Annotated in this window: 12 protein-coding genes; 9 read left to right on the top strand and 3 right to left on the bottom strand. The window is 70.2% G+C overall.

The window, feature by feature from the left end; translation table 11 throughout:
• Window positions 1-54 precede the first annotated feature (54 nt).
• Window positions 55-3,318 carry a BTAD domain-containing putative transcriptional regulator gene (locus tag AB0B39_RS11260; protein WP_357574215.1) on the bottom strand — a complete coding sequence of 1,088 codons (3,264 nt, stop codon included), beginning with the start codon at window positions 3,316-3,318 and terminating at the stop codon, window positions 55-57.
• A gap of 629 nt (window positions 3,319-3,947) precedes the next feature.
• Here AB0B39_RS11260 and AB0B39_RS11255 point away from each other — a divergent pair.
• The 9 genes from AB0B39_RS11255 to AB0B39_RS11215 all read left to right on the top strand — a co-directional run bounded on the left by AB0B39_RS11255 (window position 3,948) and on the right by AB0B39_RS11215 (window position 15,533).
• A complete protein-coding gene (locus AB0B39_RS11255; RefSeq protein WP_357574214.1) occupies window positions 3,948-4,382 on the top strand; it encodes a hypothetical protein in 435 nt (144 codons plus the stop codon).
• 10 nt (window positions 4,383-4,392) lie between these two features.
• A complete protein-coding gene (locus AB0B39_RS11250; RefSeq protein ID WP_357492855.1) occupies window positions 4,393-4,935 on the top strand; it encodes a MauE/DoxX family redox-associated membrane protein in 543 nt (180 codons plus the stop codon).
• Window positions 4,902-5,465, top strand: a complete 564-nt coding sequence (locus tag AB0B39_RS11245) for a hypothetical protein (RefSeq protein ID WP_357492853.1) — start codon at window positions 4,902-4,904, stop codon at window positions 5,463-5,465. Before AB0B39_RS11250 ends, AB0B39_RS11245 begins: the two co-directional genes overlap by 34 nt.
• On the top strand, window positions 5,462-5,821 hold the full coding sequence (locus AB0B39_RS11240; RefSeq protein ID WP_357492851.1) for a hypothetical protein: 360 nt from the start codon (window positions 5,462-5,464) through the stop codon (window positions 5,819-5,821). The genes AB0B39_RS11245 and AB0B39_RS11240 overlap by 4 nt, the downstream gene beginning before the upstream one ends.
• Before the next feature lie 143 nt (window positions 5,822-5,964).
• A complete protein-coding gene (locus tag AB0B39_RS11235; protein WP_357574213.1) occupies window positions 5,965-6,486 on the top strand; it encodes a hypothetical protein in 522 nt (173 codons plus the stop codon).
• A gap of 196 nt (window positions 6,487-6,682) precedes the next feature.
• A complete protein-coding gene (locus AB0B39_RS11230) occupies window positions 6,683-7,393 on the top strand; it encodes a ThuA domain-containing protein (RefSeq protein ID WP_357574212.1) in 711 nt (236 codons plus the stop codon).
• Entirely contained in the window at window positions 7,363-8,481 is a 1,119-nt protein-coding gene (locus tag AB0B39_RS11225) for a Gfo/Idh/MocA family oxidoreductase (RefSeq protein ID WP_357574211.1), read from the top strand. The genes AB0B39_RS11230 and AB0B39_RS11225 overlap by 31 nt, the downstream gene beginning before the upstream one ends.
• 288 nt (window positions 8,482-8,769) lie before the next feature.
• Complete coding sequence (locus AB0B39_RS11220) at window positions 8,770-15,075, top strand: RHS repeat-associated core domain-containing protein (protein ID WP_357574210.1); 6,306 nt, start codon at window positions 8,770-8,772, stop codon at window positions 15,073-15,075.
• Complete coding sequence (locus AB0B39_RS11215) at window positions 15,066-15,533, top strand: hypothetical protein (RefSeq protein WP_357492841.1); 468 nt, start codon at window positions 15,066-15,068, stop codon at window positions 15,531-15,533. The genes AB0B39_RS11220 and AB0B39_RS11215 overlap by 10 nt, the downstream gene beginning before the upstream one ends.
• 63 nt (window positions 15,534-15,596) lie before the next feature.
• Here AB0B39_RS11215 and AB0B39_RS11210 read toward each other — a convergent pair whose 3' ends face one another.
• Entirely contained in the window at window positions 15,597-17,951 is a 2,355-nt protein-coding gene (locus tag AB0B39_RS11210) for an AbfB domain-containing protein (protein ID WP_357574209.1), read from the bottom strand.
• A 246-nt stretch (window positions 17,952-18,197) separates the two neighbouring features.
• Window positions 18,198-20,435: a tetratricopeptide repeat protein gene (locus AB0B39_RS11205; RefSeq protein ID WP_357574208.1), complete on the bottom strand. Its 2,238-nt coding sequence runs from the start codon at window positions 20,433-20,435 to the stop codon at window positions 18,198-18,200.
• Window positions 20,436-20,746: the final 311 nt, after the last annotated feature.

Below are 20,746 nucleotides of genomic sequence, written 5' to 3'. Positions count from 1 at the left end.
CTCGCAGTCGAGGCGTCGCGATCGAACTTGAGAGAGTCTTGATCGGCGGCCCGGCTAGCCGAGCGGTGCCGCCTCGGCGGCGCCGATCTCCCGGAACAGCTCGTGTGCCGCCCGCCACCGGGTCTGAGCCGCCGACGGACGGCCCAGCGCCGCGTAGGCGCTGCCGACGGTCATCAACGTGCGGGCGTACGCGAGACGTTGCCCGGCCCGGCGTTGGACGCGCAGCGCCTGGCGGCCCTCGACCAGGCACCCCTCGGGATCGCCGAGGCCCAGTCTCGCGGCGGCGAGGCGACTGCGCGCCTGACCGGCCACCAGCCGGTACCCGCCGGCGCGGGCCGCCGATATCGCACCTGTGGCGTGCTCGTGGGCGCTGTCGAACTCCTTGGCGGCCGCGCTGAGATCGGAGAGCAGCATCAGCGCCTCGACCCGGGCGCGCTCGTTGCCGGTCCGATCCGCCAGGTCACGCACCAGATCGAGCCGGCTGCTCGCCTCCGCCAGTCGGTTCTGCCGCAGCAGTACCTCGGCGAGCGCGGCCTGGGTGACCACCTCCAGCCGGCCGTCCGGCAGTCCCTGGACGATGTCGAGGCCGAGGTGGAGCACCTCCTCGGCCTCCGCGTAGCGTCCCGCGTCACCGTGCACGCGGCCGAGCGTGGTGAGCGAAGCGGCCTCCTCGTGCCGGGCGCCGATCGACCGGCCGACGCGCACCGCCTCCTCCGCTGCCGTCCGTGCCTCGTCGAGCCGGCCGAGCTCGCGGGCCACCAGCGCGAGGTTCTCGCTGGCCACTGCGGCGCCCAGATGTTGGCCGGTGGCACGCAGCAACCTCATCGCCAGTTCGCCGTGCCGCGCGGCCGCGGCCAGTTCGCCCACCTCCTCGCAGGCGGCCGCCAGGTTTGCCAGCGTGCCGGCCTCGGCTCGGCGGTCGCCGATCTCCCGATCGATGACCAGGGCCTGCTCGAACCGGCTGATCGCGGCCCGGGGCCGGCCCAGCTGGGCCAGTGCGATGCCGATGCTGCAGTGTGCCGCCGAGGCCCCGACCTGCCAATCGGCTCGGGCGGCGAGCGCCGCGACCGCCTCGTACTCGGCGCGGGCGGCGCGCAGATCGCCGGTACGCCAGTTCAGCAGTCCCAGGCTTTGTCGCATCACCGCCTCGCCGCGCAGGTCGCCGTCGCGGCGGGCCGCTTTGAGTCCGGTCCGGGCGATCGACCGCCACTGGCTCAGCGGCGTCCGCATGCGGAGGAAGTCGTACAGGACGTGGGCGAGTTGCCACGCCATCCGGTCTCGGCCGTCGGCGGCCGCGTGTTCCAGCGCCGCCACCAGGTTCGCCGTTTCCGCAACGAGCCATTCGCGGGCGTGTGCCTGATCGTCGAGCTCAGGGATCCGTACGCCGGTCGGCGGTGGATCCGGCGGCAGCCGTAGCCGCGACGGGCCGTTCAGCGCGGCACTGGCCCGGGCGACAGCATGCAGGTAGAAGTGCAGCAGCCGGTGCACGGCTGCGGCATTGTCGGCCGCGTCGCCATGTTCGGCGGCGAGCTGTGCTCCGTACTCGAGCAGCAGGTCGTGGCTGACGATCCGGGTTGCCCGGGTGATTCGGATCAGGTGCAGTCGGGCGAGGGTGTCGATGAGCGGTTCGAGGTCGTCGCAGGGCAGGCCGGTCAACGCCGCGGCTGCGGGCGCAGCGAGGCCGGCCGGTGCCGGCACCAGCCCGAGCAGCCGGAACACCCGGCCCGCCGGGGCCGGGAGCGCCTGGTACGACAGCTCGAACGCGGCCCGGACGGCGGTGCTGTCGTCACCCTCGACCCGCAGCTGCGCGACCCGGCCCCGCGCGATCAGCTCGTCGAGGTGCCTGCGCACGCTCACGTGCGCCCGGTCGGCCAGGCGGGCGCCGGCGATGCGCAGGGCCAGCGGTAGGTGCCCGCAGATCTCGGCCAACTCCCGAGCAGCGGCCGGGTCGGCGTTGATCCGCTCGGCCCCCGCGGTGCCGACGAGCAGTTCCACCGCGTCGGCGGCAGGTAGGACGTCGAGAGTGAGCCGAGCGGCACCGTCCCGGGCGACCAGGCCGCTGAGCCTGTCCCGGCTGGTCACCACCACCAGGCAGTCCGGGCAGCCCGGAATGAGTGGCCGCACCTGGTCGGCGTCGGCAACGTTGTCCAGTACCAGCAGGACGCGCCGACCGGCGAGCGTCGAACGGTACAGCGCGACCTGCGCGTCCGGCTCGGCCGGTATCCGGTCGGCGGGGACGCCCAGCGCGTCCAGCAGCAGCGGCAGCGCCTCACCGGGGGTCCGGCGTGGACGAGGGTGGAACCCGCGCATGTCCACGAACAGATGTCCGTCCGGGAAGTGGTGGTGGACGTCGTGCGCCCACCGCACCGCCAGGCTGGTCTTCCCGGCCCCCGCTGGGCCGCAGACGACGGCGACCGGTGCCGTCCGCTCCTTGCGCACCTCGTCGAGGACGGCCAGTTCGCGTTGGCGGCCGACGAAGCCGGGTGTGGCCGCCGGCAGTTGCCGCGGCACCACGCCCGTCGGTTCCCGCACCAGTTGGACCGCGGGTTCCGCGGCGGGCTCGGTGCCGGCGAGCATTGCGCGATAGGCCCGCTGGAGCTCCTCGCCCGGCTCGATGCCGAGCCTCTCGACCAGGTTCTCGCGGACCCGACGGAACAGGGTCAGCGCGTCGACCCGACGGCCGCACCGGTGCAGTGCGATGAGCACTGCCAGCGCCAGACGCTCCCGGGCCGGATTGTCAGCGATGAGGTCGGACAGATCGTCGACGATGTCACCGTACCGGCCCAGTCGGAGGTCGAGGTCGGCTCGCAGCTCGACCGCCGCGAACCGTTCCTCGTTCAGCTGCGGGGCGACGAGTTCGTCCAGCCACGGGCCGGCGACGTCCGCCAACGCCGGCCCCCGCCATCGGCGCAGAGCGCGGTCGACCAGCTCACGAGCCCGCTGCGGCTCGCACGTGCGGGCGGACCGCAGGAGATCCCGAAAGTCGTGCAGATCCACCGCGGACCGGTCGACGGTCAGCCGATAGCCGGTCCCCACCCCCACGAGCTGGGCCGTGCGGGACGGCTGGTCGACCGAGTTGAGCAGGGCCCGTAGTCGGGAGACGCAGCCCTGCACCGCGTTCCGAGCCGATGCGGGCGGTGCCGTGCCCCACAGTGCCGTCACCAGGCGGTTGATGGGAACGATGTTTCCGCACTCCAACGCCAGCATGGCCAGCACGGTGCGTTGCTGCGCGGCCGACGGGCCCAGGAGTCGGCTGCCGTGCCACACGCCGACCGGACCCAGCAGCCGGATCTGCAGGCCGTCCTCCACTTGGTCCACGCCCGGTCCGATCCGTAGGAATCCACGTTGCCGGAAATGATCTCACCATCGACGCGCCCTCAACGGCCCATCGACGCCCGGTTTTGAATCAGCCATCCGTGTCGTGGGTCACGCTCTCGCCGAGGCGTCTCAACGCTCTCCGGGACCTTGTGTCCACAACAGACGGACCGGCGTGGTGCGCCGCCACGGGTCGCGGCAGCTTCGGTCAAGATCTGTTCAAGAACACCGCCGAAGCCTGGACCCCTGAATTGGTCTCTTGAAACGGTGATGCACGTGGATCTGAGCAGCATCGATGTCCGGAGACCATCGACGCTGCCGATCCTCCGGACGCCGTCGTCACCACCTCGAAGAGCACCGCCGTGTCAGGACCATCCGGAGCGCACTGGGGGAGCGCCGCGGGTCGATCAGCAGCACGGTCGAGGCGACCCCTGCGGGGTGGTCGACCGAGTAGCCCCCAGTCCCGCCGCGGCGTCGCTCCGGACCCGCGGGTTCGCGCTCGATTCGGGCGCCGACACCGGTAGATCGTCCTCATCGACCAGACCCGAGGAGTACGCATGAACCAGGAAAAGGGACTATCGCGGCGGCAGATCCTCCGCGTTGGTGCCGTGGTGGGATCGACAGTCGCTGTCGTGGCCGTCACGGGCGAGTCGGCATCGGCCGACCCGGGGACGGATGCGGCACAGGCCGGCTCGCGCGGTGAGCTGGCCCGCGTGTCAGCGGTGGCGGCCGGCGGCGCCGTGGTGGGTACGCCGAAGGTGGCGAACCGCACCGCGATCCGGGCCGCGGAGCGTGTCCCGTTCGCCGGCTTCCCGGACGGGATCACCCCACGACCGGGCGACCTGGTCACCGTGACCGACCTGTGGCCCGACCTCGCAGTGGCCGCCGTGCCGGTGGTGCACTGGGTGACCGGAGTGCCGAAGCGCGACGGCAGCGGCTATGCGGTCGCGGGCCAGCGGCTGGCCGCCTCGCCGTTGCTCGACAAGCGGACCGCACGGCGTGTGCGGGTCTGCGTCCTGGACACGGAACTGGCCGACGCCCAGGTCCTCGCGGTCGTCCCGGCCTGAGCTGGTGCCGATGATCGACGCAACGGTGCGGATCGTCGCGGCGGCTGTCCTGCTCTACACGGCGGGTCAGAAGCTCGCCGCGCCCATCGCCTTCCGTCGCACGCTCGTCGCGCTCAGGATGCCGCGTCCGCGCGTCCTGGCCCTGCTGGTCAGCGGCGTGGAGCTGGTCACCGCGGTCCTCCTGCTGACCGCACCGCGCTCCTGGGTGACCGCGGGCCTGGTGGTCGCGCTCGGCGCGTCGTTCGCAGGCGCGGCGTCGATCGCGCTGGCACGGGGCGCCTCGGTGCGCTGTGCCTGCTTCGGCGGCAGGTCCGAGGCGAAGCTCGGTTGGACGCAGCTCGCGCTGCTCCCGATCTGGCTCGCCGTCGCCTGGACGGCGCACCGCGACTCATCGGATCTGCTCGTCGGTCCGGACGCCGTCGCGGTGACGGCGCTGGTGCTGTGCCTGGCGACCGTCGTCCGTCAGCTGTTGCCTCTGGCCCTGCGGAGCTGGAGCTACCTCAAAGTGTTGGAGAGTCAATGGGCTTCCTCTGGGTCGTCGTCGCCGCATTGAGCGTGCTGATGGGGATCTGCGTGTTGGCGCTGATCGACCAATATCAAACCCTCGAACTGATCCGTACGTCCCTCAAGCTCGAAGACAACCCGTCGCCGATCCCGATCCCGATGGACGACTCGATCAGGCCCTCCCTGGTCGGGCTCCCGGCACGGCTCGATGCGCAGCCGCATCTCGCGCTGCTCTTCCTGTCCGTGTCCTGCACGACCTGCCGGTCGATCGCGGAGGGCCTGCGCCGCAAAGACCTGGAACTGGTGTGGATCGTCCTGCAGCAGGCGCATTCCGAGCAGGAGGGCCGCGCCTGGCTCGAAGGACTGAACATGCCGATCGACCGGGCGACCATCGATGTCGACGAGAACGTCGCACGGGCGATCGGCATCGACACCGTCCCGTCGGTGGTCCTCTACCGCTCGGGTGAGGCCTTCCTGGCCCAGACACTGCCCTCATTCCGGCAGCTGCAACCGCTGTTGAACCCCCGCACCGTCCCGTCCCGCCTGCCCGTCGCCAAGGAAGGAACCGTACGGCTATGACCGATCAGATGGAGTGTGTGACACCGACCGAGACGGCGGTGCTCACCGACCGCCGCCCCAGCCGCCGATTCGCGCTCATGGGCGCGGCCTCCGCGGTCGTCGCCGGCCTGGCCACCGTGCTGAAGGCCTCTCCGGCGGTGGCCGACTGCCTGGGGTCGCCCTGCTGCTCGCTGGCCAGCTGCACCCGGTGCCACTACGCGGTCGAACCCGATCGCTACACCTGCCCGTCAGGCTATTACCGCACATTCTGGACCTGCACCAGCGGCGGCCGCACGTACGGCTGCGGTGAGTGCAGCAAGAGCAAGACCTCGTGCTGGTCCGGTCCCTTCGCCTGCTCGATCTGGTACGTATGGTAGTTCTGTGGACGATCGCGCTCGCCGCGGTGGCGGGCTTCGCCCAGCTCTTCAGCCCTTGAGGCCAGTCCTTCATCGGAGTCATCCGCCCCTTCGTGCAAGGGGACTCGTCCCGTCTCGTCCGAAGCGGTCTGCGCTTCGTCGCCGTGCTGTCCGTCGCGCACATCGCCATGGCGGGCTTCGTCACCGCGTCGCTGTACCAGGTCGGCACACTGTTCGCCGGGCGGCTCGACGCCCAGCTCACAGTGGGGCTGTGCCTCGTGGCGGCACTGGTGGCGGCGTGCTTCGACGTACACGCGATTCGGACGGACTCGTACGCCCCCGGGCTTCGTCGACAGACGTCCAAGGAGCTGGGCCATCGGGAGAACCTCCCGTGGTGGGTTCCGCCGATGATCTGGGGTCTGGACACCGGGCTCATGTGGAGCACGTTCCGGGTGTCGGCGACGACCTGGGTGGTGCTGGTGGCGGCGTTGCTCAACGTCGCTCCGCAGTGGAGCGGGCTGGTGTTCGGCGGCGCGTTCACCGGTCCACTGGTCGTGGCGATTCTCGCCGGTCGTGGAAGCGTGAGTGACCTGGGGCGTCCCGGGCCACGGCGGCTGGTGCAGTCCGCGGCGGTCGCCACGGCGTTGCTACCGGCCACGGTGGTGATCGTGACGTCCGCGATCTGAGGTTCGGTCGGGGCCCGACATGGGCCCCGGCCGAACCGGCGCGACCCCGTCCACACCCCGCGACCGCTCCGCGACTCCGGCTTTTGCCCGCGACCACGGGTACGGTTTCTGTGCTCGACAAGCACGGACACCGATGGGACGCCGTCGGGGCGGCAACGACCGGCCCGGTGGCGACGGAGCGTGGAAGGGAGCGCGGGTGGCGCAGCCGAGAGCACTCGTGGTTCGGGGCGGCTGGGAGGGACACCAGCCGGTCAAGGCGACGGAGTTGTTCATCCCCTTCCTCGAACGGAGCGGCTATGCCGTACGGGTCGAGGAGTCGACGGAGATCTACGCCGATGCCGCCGAGATGGCCGCCACCGACCTGGTCGTGCAGTGCATGACGATGTCGCAGATCACCGCGGACGAGGTGGCGGGCCTGAGCGCCGCGGTCATCGCCGGTACGGGCTTCACTGGCTGGCACGGCGGGATCGTGGACGCGTTCCGCGCGTCGTCGGAGTACCTGCATCTGGTGGGCGGCCAGTTCGCGACCCACCCCGGTAAGGAGCCGTGCGAGCGTCACGGCGGCCCGGAGGACAACTTCCTGCCGCACACCGTGCGCATCACCGACCTCGGCCGGGAGCATCCGATCACCGCGGGAATCGAGGACTTCGACCTGGTCACCGAGCAGTACTGGGTGCTGCACGACGACCTGATCGACGTCCTGGCCGTCACCACCCACCCCACGCGGGCGTGGCATCCATGGCACCGGCCGGTCACCTCGCCGGCGATCTGGACCCGGCGCTGGGGTGCCGGGCGCGTCGTCGTGACGACACCGGGGCACAGCCTCGACGTGCTGGAGCACGCGAACGTTCGTACCGTCATCGAGAGGGGGATGGTGTGGGCGAGCCGCACCGCGTCGGCATCGTAGGTCTCGGGGTCATCTCCCGCGCGTACCTCGACACCCTCGCGAACCACCCGGCCGTGAGCATCGTCGCGCTGGCCGACCTCGACGCCTCCCGGTCGGCCGCGGCGGCGGCCGCGATCCCCGGCGCCGAGTCGATGGGCGTCGAGCGTCTGCTCGCTCGCCCGGACGTGCAGACGGTTCTCAACCTCACGATCCCCGCGGCGCACGCCGAGATCTCACTCGGCGCGATCGAGGCGGGCAGGAACGTGTACGTCGAGAAGCCTCTGGCCGTGACGATCCCGGACGGTCGCTCGATCATCGAACGTGCCTCCTCGGCGGGCGTCCACATCGGGTGCGCGCCGGACACCGTCCTGGGCACCGGTACGCAGACGGCGCGGGCGGCGATCGACGGGGGGCTCATCGGACGCCCGCTGTCGGCGACGGCTGTGATGGTCACACCGGGGCACGAGCGCTGGCATCCCCACCCCGACTTCTACTACGCCCCGGGCGGGGGGCCGTTGCTGGACATGGGGCCGTACTACATCTCGGCGCTGATCCACCTGCTCGGGCCGGTTCGCGCGGTCGTCGGAGCGGCCAGCCGCCTGCGCGCCGAGCGTGTCATCGGCTCGGGTCCCCGAAACGGCCAGCGCATTCCGGCGCAGGTGGACACTCACGTGACAGGTGTGCTTGAGCATGCCAACGGAGCGCTCTCCACCATCACCACGAGCTTCGACGGCGTCGCGACGACTGCCGCGCCGATCGAGGTGCACGGAGAGACCGGCACGCTCGCCGTACCCGATCCGAACACCTTCGACGGGGACGTTCGCGTCTTTCCGCTGGGCGGCACCGGGTGGCGCGTTCTCGAACCGCGGGCCGGTTACGTCGAGGGCTCCCGCGGCATCGGGCTGATCGATCTGGTCAGCGCCGACGGTCAACGGTCGCCCCGCGCTGGCGGCGACGTCGCTCTGCACGTCCTCGAAACGATGACCTCGCTGCTCGCCTCGGCGGCCGAGGGCCGGCGGATCGAGCTGACGACTGTGGTGCAGCGGCCGGCGCCGGTTCCGCTCACTCCGGTGCACGACTGGACGGAAAGCAACGCGTACGGACGCTGACGTGCGCCGTACGGTCCGGCCGACATCCTCGCGCGCGGCAGGCGCGGACGACCGCCACGGCTGGCGATCCGGCGGCCGGCCCTCGGCCGAATCACCCTGTGTGACCAGGATGGACAGACGGTTCCCAAGACCTTACAGTTCGCCAACTGGTTCAGCTTCATCACGGGGGATGCGATGGCGCCGGATAGATCAATGCTGCCCACATCACGTTCAGGTTCGCACCGTGCCGCGGCGGCACTGCTGAGCGGTGCCCTGGTCGTCTCGGTCCTGGTGGCCCCGCCTGATGCGGTGGCCAAACCGAAACCGCACCTGTCGGCCCAGCAGGAGGCGTTGGATTCCGACGGCGGGCCCGCCACCGGGCGGGCGTGGCCGGCGAAGGCGGCGCGCAACGCCCAGCTCGCCGCTCCGGTGTGGCCGAAACCCGGCCGGGCAACAGTCACGCTGCCCGAAGCGGGCGTGGGCCAGCGGCAGAGCGCCGCCCCCGCCGTGCGCGCCGGCGCCCTGCCCGTCACGGTGCGCCGGGCCGGCGGGCCGCGCGGTGAGCGGACCGGCGCGGTGGCGGTCGAGCTGCTCGACCGTTCCGCAGTGCCGCAGCAGTGGCGTGACGGCCTGCTGATGCGCGTCAGTGGCACCGCCGCGAAGACCGAGGGCGGCGCGGCAGCCGGTTCCGGCGCCGCAGCGGTCTCGGTGGACTACCGCGAATTCCGCAACGCCATCGGCGGCAGCTGGTCGTCCCGGCTGCGCCTGTGGCAGGTGCCCGAATGCGCCCTGCAGGACCGGCCGGCGCCCGGCTGCGTCGCCACGCCGATGCCGTCGGTCAACAAGGACGGCCAGGTGAGCGCGGAGGTGCCCGTGCCGGTGGCGGCGCCCGGTGCCCGTTCCGCCGGCTCCACTCTCGTCGCGCTCGCGGCTGGTGCCGCCGGGTCTGAGGGTGACTACACCGCCACCTCGCTCACACCGTCAGCCACCTGGTCCGCAGGCGGTGCGACGGGCGACTTCAACTGGTCGTATCCGATGAAGATGCCCCCGGCGATCGCCGGCCCGGTGCCGACGTTCTCCCTCAGCTACTCGTCGGCAGCGATGGATGGCAAGTCCGGCGTCGACAACAACCAGCCGACCTGGGTTGGTGAGGGATTCGACCTGTGGGGCGGCTACATCGAGCGCAAGTACGTCGGCTGTGGCGAAGACATGACCAACAGCAACAGCAGCAAGAAGACCGGTGACCAGTGCTGGCGGTCGGACAACGCCACCCTGTCGTTGAACGGGCGCGGCTCCGAGCTGGTGTACGAGGCCGGCAAGGGCTGGCGTACCCGCAGCGAGGACGGTTCGAAGATCGAGAAGGTCACCGGCGGCAGCAACGGTGACGACAACGGGGAGTACTGGAAGGTCACCACGCCCGACGGTGTCCAGTACTTCTTCGGCCTGCACGGCCTGCCCGGCCAGTCGGCCAAGACCAACTCGACGTGGACCGTGCCGGTGGCCGGGAACCAGAGCGGCGAGCCGTGCCACAGCAGCTCCTTCACCGGCTCGTTCTGCAACCAGGCCTGGCGGTGGAACCTCGACTACGTGGTCGACCCCCGTGGCAACACGATGTCCTACTGGTACGGCACCGAGACCAACTACTACGGGCGCAACGCCACCAACACCGACAAGGCGTCCTACATTCGGGCCGGCACGCTCACGCGCATCGACTACGGCACGTGGGACCGGGGCTCCGCCGACCGGTCCGTGACGCCGACCGCCCAGGTGCTCTTCACCACTGCCGACCGCTGCGACGCCGACTGCGGCACGCACGACGCGGCGCATTGGAAGGACGTGCCGTGGGACCAGGAGTGCACCGCCGCCGCGGCGAACTGCAAGGAGAACTACTCACCCACCTACTGGTCGACGAAGCGACTGTCGAAGATCACCACCCAGGTCTGGGACACCACCAAGACCACCCCGGCCTGGCAGGGCGTGGACTCCTGGACCCTCACGCACACCTATCCGGCAGTCGGTGACGGCAGCGACCACGCCGGCATGTGGCTGAGCGCGATCGCGCACACCGGCCTGGCCGGCACGGCGGTCGGCATGCCGCCCGTGACGTTCGAGCCGGTGGCTCTGCGCAACCGCGTGCTGACGTCGAACAACACCACCAACAACCGGATGCGCATCGGCAACATCGTCACCGAGACCGGTGCCAAGATCCAGGTCACCTACAGCCTTCCGGACTGCTCGTCGGGCAACCTCCCCGCGACGACCTACGACAACACGAAGCGGTGCTATCCCGTCATCGGCGCCGACCCGTACGACCCGGACGGCCCGGACATCACCGAGTGGTGGCACAAGTACGTGGTCACCCAGATTTCCGAGTCCGACCTGATGGTGATGGTGAACGGCACCGACCACGGGCAGCCGGTGAAGAACACCTTCTACACCTACGTGGGCACGCCGGCCTGGCACTACGCCGACGACGACGGCCTGGTCAAGCCGAAGCGCAAGACGTGGAGCCAGTTCCGGGGGTACGCGACTGTCGAGACCCGAACCGGCGACGCGCCGAACCAGACGCTGACCCGCACCACGTACCTGCGCGGCATGCACGGAGACCGCGCGACCATCTCGGGCGGCTCGCGGACCGTCCCGGTCGGCGCGTCGCTGGGCAGCGAGACGGTGTACGACGAGGACCAGTTCGCCGGCCTGGTCCGCGAGCAGGTGACCTACAACGGCGTCAGCACCAAGCCGGTCAGCAAGACCGTCAACGTGCCCTGGATGTCACCCGCACTGGCCTCCCGCACGATCAACGGGGACACGGTCACCGCCCGGTTCACCCGGACGATGACCACCTACTCGGCCACCGCGCTCGGGGTGGACGGGGCCAAGGGATGGCGCACCACCCGGTCGGAGTCCCGCTTCGACGACACCTACGGCACAACGACCTGGACCCAGGAGGACGGGGACACGGCGAAGACCGGCGACGAGAAGTGCACCACGTACAGCTACAACCGCAACACCGCCGCGAATCTCGTCGAGACCGTCAAGCAGACCACAGTCACGGCGCTGGCCTGCGGGGTGGCGCCGGCCGGGCCCGACGACGTCATCTCGGACGAGCGGAGCTACTACGACGGCGCGACGAGTGTCGGCACCGCCCCGACCAAGGGGCTGGTGACCAAGGTGGAGAGCCTGAAGGACTGGTCGAGCGCCAGCGGCACGGTCTGGCGGGTCAGCAGCGAGTCCGCCCATGACGCCTTCGGACGGCTGACCCGAAGCACCGACGATCGGGGCAACGTCACCACAAAGGCGTACCTACCGGCTTCCGGTGGACCGCTGCGGAAGCTGACCACGACCACCGCGGACCCCAACGGCGGCAGCGGCTGGGTCAGCACCATCGAGTCGGAGCCGTACCGGGGTTCGCCGGTGCGTACCACCGATCCCAACGGGCGGGTCACCGACATCGAGTACGACGCCCTCGGCCGTACCGCACAGGTCTGGAAGATCGGCTGGGCGAAGGCCGACCACCCGAACAGTCCTTCGGCGCGATACGACTACACCTTCGCCGCGGCGCGGAACGCCTACCCCTACACCACCAGCCGGACGTTGCACGCTGGCGGCGGGTACACCACGTCCTACCAGATCTTCGACGCGCTGCTACGGGCCCGACAGGTCCAGACGGCGGCCGTGGGCGGTGGTCGGGTCGTGACCGACACCCTGTACGACAAGGCCGGCCGGGCGGTCACCACCTACTCGGCCCACGCCGAACCGGGCACGCCGTCGGGCGCGCTCTGGTGGGAGCCGGAGTGGTCTGTTCCCGCGCTGACGAAGACCGTGTTCGACGGCGCCTCCCGGGCCACCGACCAGATCTTCTTCGGCACCGACGGGGTGACGAACCTGGTGGAGAAGTGGCGCACCACCACCGAGCACCTCGGTGACGCCACGACCGTCACTCCGCCCTCAGGAGGCGTACCGACCACGACCGTGGTGGACGCCCTGGGTCGTACCGTCGAACTTCGCCAGCTCGGGTCCAGCACGGTGACGACGCGCTACGCCTACGACCGCAAGGGAGAGCTGCGTACCGTCACCGATTCGCTGGGCAACGAGTGGCGGTACACGGTTGACATCCGGGGGCGCAAGACCGCCACCACCGATCCGGACAAGGGCACGAGCCTGAGCGAGTACAACGACTACGGCGACCTGGTGAAGAGCACCGACGCCCGTGGTGAGGTACTCGTCTACGAATACGACAAGCTCGGCCGCAAGATCGGCATGTACGACGACCTGATCTCGGCCGGCACGAAGCGGGCCGAGTGGAAGTACGACCGGCTGTACACCGGTCAGACATTGCGGGGCCAGCTGGGCCAGAGCATCCGCTACGAGCCCGCGGGTTCGGCGAACGCGTACACCTACCGGGTGAACGGCTACAACGACCGCTACCAGCCCACCGGTGCGCAGTACGTGGTTCCGGGCGTGGAAGGCACCGGCATCGCCGGAACGTACAACTACGGCTTCGGCTACTCGCCCTACACGGGCGACGCGACCTCGGTGACGCTGCCCGGCGCCAACGGGTTGACCACCGAGACGGTGACCACCCGGTACGACGCCACGACAGGTCTGCCCAGCGGACTGGACACCAACCTGATCAACGTGGGCGCCTACGTGATCGGCCAGCAGTACACCGCCTACGGCGAGCCGACGGTCACCACCCGGAAGATCAACGGCGGGGTCTACGTCGAGGACGCGGCGTACTACGACCTGACCACCCGCCGGCTCGAGCGGTACAAGGTGCAGCCCGAGACGGCAGCCGGAACGGTGCAGGACACGAGCTATGGCTACGACGCCGCCGGGAACATCCTCGCGGTCGCGGACGCGCCGCAGGTGGGTTCGGCGGACAGCCAGTGCTTCGGCTACGACTCGCTGCGCCGGTTGACCTCGGCGTGGTCGCCGAAGGCCGGGGTCGCCTGCGCGACGGCGCCTTCGACGGCGAACCTGGGCGGCCCGGCCCCGTACTGGCACGAGTGGAAGATCGACGACATCGGCAACCGTCGTACCGAGACCGTGCACACCGCGGGCGGTGACACGGTCCGCACCTACGGGGTGCCCGCCAGCGGCAAGGACCAGGTCCGCCCGCACGGACTGGATTCGGTGAGTACTGCCATCAACGCCGGCGCCGCGGTGACGACCCGGTACGGATACGACAGCACCGGCAACATGACCTGTCGCCCGACGGGTACCACCGCCAACACCTGCGACGCGGCCTACACCAACTCCCAGGCGTTGAGCTGGAACAGCGAGGGCAAGCTGGTCAGCGTGAGCACTGCTGGTCAGTCCGTCGAGTCGAACGTGTACGACGTCGACGGCAACCGGCTCGTCCGCCGGGACGCCACCGGCACCACCCTCTACCTGCCGGGCCAGGAGATCCGGCGGGCCAGCAACTCGACGACGTCCGCCGTCCGGTACTACACCTTCAGCGGCCGGACCGTGGCCAGCCGGGACGCCAACGGACTGACCTGGCTCTACTCCGATCACCAGGGCACTCAGCAGGTCAGCGTCGACGTGCTCAGCCAGCAGGTCTCCGTCCGGCGGCAGACCCCCTACGGCGATCCCCGTGGCAGCCAGCCACAGTGGCGCAACTCGAAGGGTTTCGTCGGCGGCGACAAGGACCCGACCGGCATGACCCACATCGGCGCCCGCGACTACGATCCCGGCCTCGGCCGCTTCGTGTCGGTGGACCCGGTCCAGGACCTCAAGGACCCGCAGCAGTTCCACGCCTACGCGTACGCGAACAACTCGCCGGTGACGGCCTCCGACCCGACGGGCACCATCCCGGAGGGCGTCTCGATGCAGGAGTACCAGCAGGACATCCTGCATGACGTCGAGAACCGCAAGCGGCTGGCTCGGGATCCCGTGCTCAACGGCTGGGGTGGACGTCGTCCACCGCGACTGACCAAGACGAAGGACTGGGAGAAGCAGTATCGCAAGGTCGTCGGGGCGACGATGTGGCGCAACCCGAGTGGTCCGGCGGCGTGGCTGCTGATGGCCGTCGAGTCGGCCCAGGAGGCGGACATCGACCCGCGGTGGCTGCTCGCGGTGCTGATGGCCGAGGTCGGCAACTCCGAGAAGTACGCGTCGATCGACCAGAACGTGCAGGCGGCCAGCGTGGTGGCCGACAAGTTGGGCATCTACGGCCCGTTGAAGGAGTTCGTCGGCAACGTGACGGGCTTCAAGAAGGGTGAGCAGGCGAACCCTCCGTCGATCGGTTGGGGCAACATCCAGCAGGAAGCGTTCGAGCAGACCAAGACGAATCACCCGGAGGCCCTGGGCGACCTCGACTGGTCCTCGCTGATCTGGCACAACGACCTCTCCATCAAGGTGACGGCGTACCGGCTGAAGGACACCACCGCCATGGCGGAGCGGACCGCCACCGCCGGAATGAAGGAGAAGTGGACGCCGCAGCAGGTGGGTGCCGGGATCTACAACGTCGGCGAGCGCAACTACAACGACGCTGTGGGGCAGGGTGGTGATCTGGGCCCGCGGGCGACGGTCTACGCCACGAGCATCGGTCGCTACTATCAGACGGCCGATCGGCTGGTCTGTTACTCCGGAGTGTTCACGTGTTCCTGACGTCGGTGCCCCGCCGGGCTCTGCTCGCGGTGACGGCCACGCTGCTGGCCGTCACCACGGCGGGCTGCGGCGACGACGGCAACGAGACCCAGCGGTACGCCGACCGCGTGCGGGTGGAGGGATTCACGCTGGTCAAGACGGCGTACTCGAACGGCGAAGGTCGGTCCTACCTCGGGCCGGCCGGCGAGGGCGTGCCCGCGGTCACCGCGCCGGGGCTCACCCTGAGCCCCGGCGGCACGGACCTGTCGTACCTGTTCTACGACTACCTGGCCACCGGCCAGGGCACCGACTCGGACACCGGCACCTGTCGGGTGACGGTGTACGAGATCCGGGACCGGACCAAGGCCGTGGACTACCTCGATGACGACCTGAACAGCAGCCAACAGCAGTCGGTGCGTGCGGGCACGTCGAGGGTCGTGCAGATCGACGTGCTCTGCGACGCGCAGGCCGACAAGTGACCCGGTGCGGGCCGGCGGGAAGCCGCCGGCCCGCACCGTTGGTCAGCGCACGGTCCGCCGCTGTCAGGGGGCCCAGGGGGCGGCGATGGTCCAGGTGCTGTCGGCCGCCCAGAGGGTGGGCCTGTTGTAGGCGTCACCGCCCGCGCCGTTACTGAGCCAGACCTCCGAGTTGTAGTGCCGGAGGTACTTGCCCCGGAAGTTGTACGACTCCAGCGACACGCCGCTTCCGGTGAGCCCCACGCGGGCGCACCAGGTGGCGTCGGCCCGCAGGAGCGCTGACCCGTCGTTCGGCGAGTTGCGGACCCGGGAGTCCTGGTGCCGCAGGTACTGACCGGGATAGTTGACCGACTCGAAGGAGTAGCAGGCGCCGTCGGCCAGGCCGGGCCGGATGGTGTACGTCGCGTCGTTCTTGAGCAGCGCCGAGCTGCCCGCGTCGACCACCTCCGTGTACGCCAGGCCGTTCTGGTGCCGCAGGTACCGGTTGGTGTAGCCGGGAGTGGTGACCTGCAGGGAACGCCGGGTGTTGACCGGCAGCGCGACGGGTGCGGAGCTGCCGATCGTCCGGGAGGTGTTGATGAGTGCGGTGTTGGCCGCGCGGACGCGAGCCTGGTCCATCTTGACCACCCGCCGGTCGTACGTGAGGAAGCCGTTCAACTCCCCCTCCTGGTCGGCGATCTCGGTGTAGATCGAGGCGCTGAGTCCCTTGCCGAGCATCAGGTTCTGCGCACCCTCCACCAGTCCCACGTACCGGTCGGTGAGCGCGGCGGAGGTGGGCTGCCACTCGTAGGCGAAGAACTGCCCGTTCGGGCTGTACTCGTGGCCCGGGGTGTGCAGGCCCAGGCCGCCGAACTCGCCGAGCACCGCGATCCGGCTACTCGATGGCGAGGGGGAGTCCGGGCCCAGGTACACGTGCCAGTCGTCGATGTCGCCGTTGCCGGGGTCACCGAGGGACTGGCAGCAGTTGTGCCCGCTGTGCGGGTTGACCAGTCGGGTGGGGTCCTGATTCTTGATGTTCTGTGCCACGCGGCGGGTGTCGGCCAGGGTGCGCTCGCCCCAGCCCTCGTTGTAGGGCGTGTAGGCGACGACCGCGGGGGAGCTGCGGTGCTCGTCGACGATCTCGCGTGCCTCGCTCTCGAACTGCGCCTGCTGGGCGTCGGTGGGGTCGATGTTCTGCGCGGTCAGCGACGGGATGTCCTGCCAGACCAGCAGGCCGAGCCGGTCGGCGTGATAGAACCAGCGCTGCGGTTCGACCTTGATGTGCTTGCGCACCATGTTGAAGCCCAGGTCCTTGTGCTTCTGCAGGTCGAAGGCGAGCGCGGCATCCGTCGGCGCGGTGTACAGGCCGTCCGGCCAGAAGCCCTGGTCGAGGGTGCCGACCTGGAAGACGAACTGGCCGTTGAGCTTCGGTCGCAGCACCCCGTTGACCATGCCGGTGGTGATCTCGCGCATTCCGAAGTAGTGGAGGGTCTGGTCGACAGTCGCGCCGCCGGCGTTGCGCAGGCGGATCCGCAGGTTGTAGAGGAACGGATCGTCGGGTGACCAGCGGCGGGCGTTGGGCACCGGGACGCTGAACTCGGTGAAGCCGCCGGTGGCGGAGCCGACGACGGTGGCGCCGTCGAGCGCCTCGGCGAGCACGCTGTGCCCGCTCACGTCGCCCCGGGTGAAGACCCGGACCCGCAGGGTGTTGGTGCTCAGGTTCGGGTAGGCGTCCACGCTGCTGATCGACGCCGCCGGAACCGGCTCCATCCACACCGTCTGCCAGATACCGGAGCTGGGCGTGTAGAAGATCCCGCCGGGCTGCTTGGTCTGCTTGCCGATCGGGGGCAGGCTGCCGTTCTGCCGGGTGTCGGTGGGATCCCACACCTTCACCACGATCTCGTTCGCGCCGCCGTTGAGTTGCGCTGTCACGTCGAAGGTGAAGGCGTCGTAGCCGCCGGTGTGCGCGCCGACCCGTACGCCGTTGACCCAGACCGTGCTCTGCCAGTCCACCGCGCCGAAGTGCAGCAGGGTCCGCCGGCCCGACCAGTTGGGCGGGACGGTGACGGTGCGTCGGTAGAACAGGTAGTTGCGGTTGTCGTTGGCGGCCCGCTGGACACCGGAGAGTGCGCTCTCGACGGGGAACGGCACGTTGACCCGCTCGGGCAGATCGGTGTTGAACTGCGGGGCGTCGTCGGTGCCGGACTGGCGCAGCTGCCACTCCCCGTTGAGGTTGAGCCAGTCCGGTCGCGTCATCTGTGGTCGCGGGTACTCCGGCAGGGGCGTCCCGGCCAGCGCCTGGCTGGTCCACGGGGTGGTCAGTGGCGGCGTCTTGGCCGGGGCGGCCCGCACCGGTCGGGCCGGTGCGGCGAACACGCCGACGACGAGGGTGAGGATGAGCAGTAGGGGCAGGGCGGGGCGGGCGGGGACCTGACGTGTCATGCCGTCTCCGAGGGGCGGGTCGCCGCGGGCCGTGCAGCTGAGCCCGCAGCGCGCGGGCGGTGGGCATCGGGTGGCTTCTCGAACGCGGACGGCGGATGTCGGCGGGATTCCCACCCACAGGCAATGGTGATCCGATCGACATCCATCACCACCCGTACAACGTTATAGAGGCACCTCGACCACTCAGTCAATTGCCGGCGGTCAATGGCAGCGCCAGACCGGGCGTGACCGGTACTTCGGGGCACCTCAGCGCAGCGCGGCGAGCTTGGCCTCGATCGCACCGGTGCCGGCCTCCCGCAGGGACACGAGGATGTCCAGCGCCTGCTGCCAGGCCACGCGGGCCGGGCCGGCGTCGCCTGCGGCGAGGTGAGCGTCGCCGAGGCTCACCAACGCATCCGCCTCCAACCGTCGATGACCGATCTCGCGACGCAGGCGGACGGCGTGCTCGTGGCAGGTGACCGCCTCCGTGAACGCGTCGAGCTGCAGGTGGGCGTGCCCGAGACTGGCCCACGTGATCGCCTGGCCGAGGACGTTGTCGACCGACGTGAACAGGGCCAGTGCCTGATCGCAGCTCTCGATCGCGGCGTGGTGGTCACCGAGCTGACCGTGCGACCAGCCGACCGCGTTCAGCGCGAAGGCCTGGCCGGTGACGTGTCCGGCCTGCCGGTGCAGGCGCAGCGCCTCCAGCGCGTGGGCGAGGGCCTGCTCGGGACGCCCGGTCCGATCATGGATCCACCCGAGGTTGAGCTCGACCCGGGCCTGCCCGGCGAGGTCGCCCAGCCGCCGGTACCTGTCGTACGCCAGCTCCAGGTGGCGCTGCGCGTCGGCGTACTGCGCAAGCGCGATGTCGGCGAAGCCGAGCACCCCGTGGGCGTACGCCTCGGCCCGGTCGTCGGCCAGCCGGACGGCCGCCGACAGCGCCGCCCGCAGGCTGCTGGTCCAGTCCTGGAAGTAGCCGCGCTGGTTGAGGTAGGTGGTGATCGCCCAGGCGAGGTGACACGTGTGGCGGTCGAATCCGTGGTCGCTCGCCAGCCGCAGGGCCGAGAGCAGCACCGGGTGCTCGTCGGTGAACCACCACATTGCGGCGTCGCGATCGGCCAGCGCCACCGGCGCGACCCCGGGCCCGGGCGGGTCGATCGCCAGCCGGTCCCGCTGCGGATAGAGCAGCTCGTCGGCGGCGTACGCGACGGACAGGTAGTGGTCGAGCAGGCGGCAGCGGGCGGCGTGACGACCCGCCTCGCTGTCCTCGGCCGCCGCCAGCTCGGTGGCGTACGCGCGCAGCAGATCGTGGTACGTGAACCGTCCCGGGCGGTGCTCGGTGAGCAGGTGGGCCCGAGTCAGCTCGGCCAGGTTGCGGTGGGCCTGCGCGAGCGTGATCCCCGCGATGCTGGCCGCCGCCGCGACGGCGAAGTCCGGGCCCGGATGGACGCTCAGCAGACGGAACAGCCGGGCGGTGGGCTCATCGAGGGTCCGGTACGACCACGACATGACCAGCCGCAGGTCGGTGACCGGTTCGCCGCCGTCGAAGGCATCCAGGCGCCCGGCCACCTGGCGCAGACTGGCCGCCAGGTCCATCAGTCGAAATCCACTGTGGATGGCAGCCCGGGCGGCGACGACGGACAGCGCCAGGGGCAGCCCGGCGGAGGCGCTGACGATGGCGTCCACGGCCTCGGGCTCTGCGGTGACGCGCTCCGCGCCGAGGCGTCGGGTCAGCAGTTCGCGGGAGTCGGCCCCGGACATGACGTCCAGGGTGATCGGATCAGCGCCGTTCACACTGACCAGACCCAGGAACTGGTCCCGACTGGTGACGAGGACGAAGCAGCCCGGAGCGCCCGGCAGCAGCTGGCGTACCTGGTCGGCATCGCCCGCGTTGTCGAGGACCACCAGCACCCGCCGGCCGCCCAGCAGACTGCGATATCGAGCGACCTGCTCATCCAAGGCCGTCGGCGGACGGGCGTCCGGTCCCGCGAGCGCGTTGACGAATCCGGCGAGCGCCGTGCTCGGGCTGACCGGGACGCCACCCGGGTCGAAGCCGCGAAGGTTGACGTAGAGCTGGCCGTCGGGAAACTGCGCGGCGACGCGATGAGCCCAGTGCACCGCGAGCGCGGTCTTGCCCACCCCGGCGGTGCCGGAGATGATCGCGAGACCCATCGCGGTCGGCTGATCCGCCGCTCGGGCCAGAATCCCGTCGAGGCGGGCCAGCGCATCGGCGCGGCCGACGAAGCCGAAGCCGTCCGCCGGCAACTGCGCCGGAACGCCGCTGGTGGCGGCAGGGGTCGGCGTACCGGAGAGAAACCGGTCCCGTCGGACCCCGCGCAGGCCGAAGGCGTCGGCCAGCAACAGCATCGTCGCGGGTCGCGGTCGCGCGATCCGTCCCGCCTCAAGGTCCCGGAGATGCCGGACCGACAGCCCTGTCTTCGCGGCCAGATCCTCCTGCGTCAGCGCGCTGTGACGCCGCAGCTCCTGTACGGCCTCCCCGAACACGGGGATCACGGTATCGACGGCTTTCAGTGCGGGCAATCGGCCATACGACGCATGTGATCGGTCGGTGGTGACAGCGGATCTGCCGGAGGAGGTCCGCGATCGCCGTCACCGTCGGTCGTGCGCGCCTCTCGTATGGACGATCTTGCCCGATTCGAGATCACTCACCGTGGTCGATGTGGACACCCCCTCGTTTGAGCCCTACAGTCTCGCCACCGGTTCACGTTCAATCACGGGGGTTGAGATGGTGCCTGGCCGCTCGATGCTGCCTGCCTTCTTTCTGAGACGTTCCCGATTCACCGCCGCCAGCGTCG

The organism is Micromonospora sp. NPDC049114 (genome assembly GCF_040648635.1).
In the GTDB taxonomy this organism is placed as follows: Bacteria; Actinomycetota; Actinomycetes; order Mycobacteriales; family Micromonosporaceae; genus Micromonospora.
The sequence above is the reverse complement of the archived record's forward strand: the minus strand, read 5'-3'. Positions and strand labels throughout refer to the sequence as shown.

What these genes read in the sequence shown, in the direction of transcription:
- AB0B39_RS11250 (WP_357492855.1), top strand. Translation starts at nt 4,393, where the DNA reads ATGATCGACGCAACGGTGCGGATCGTCGCGGCGGCTGTCCTGCTCTAC.
- AB0B39_RS11210 (WP_357574209.1), bottom strand. Translation starts at nt 17,951, where the DNA reads ATGACACGTCAGGTCCCCGCCCGCCCCGCCCTGCCCCTACTGCTCATC.
- AB0B39_RS11240 (WP_357492851.1), top strand. Translation starts at nt 5,462, where the DNA reads ATGACCGATCAGATGGAGTGTGTGACACCGACCGAGACGGCGGTGCTC.
- AB0B39_RS11245 (WP_357492853.1), top strand. Translation starts at nt 4,902, where the DNA reads ATGGGCTTCCTCTGGGTCGTCGTCGCCGCATTGAGCGTGCTGATGGGG.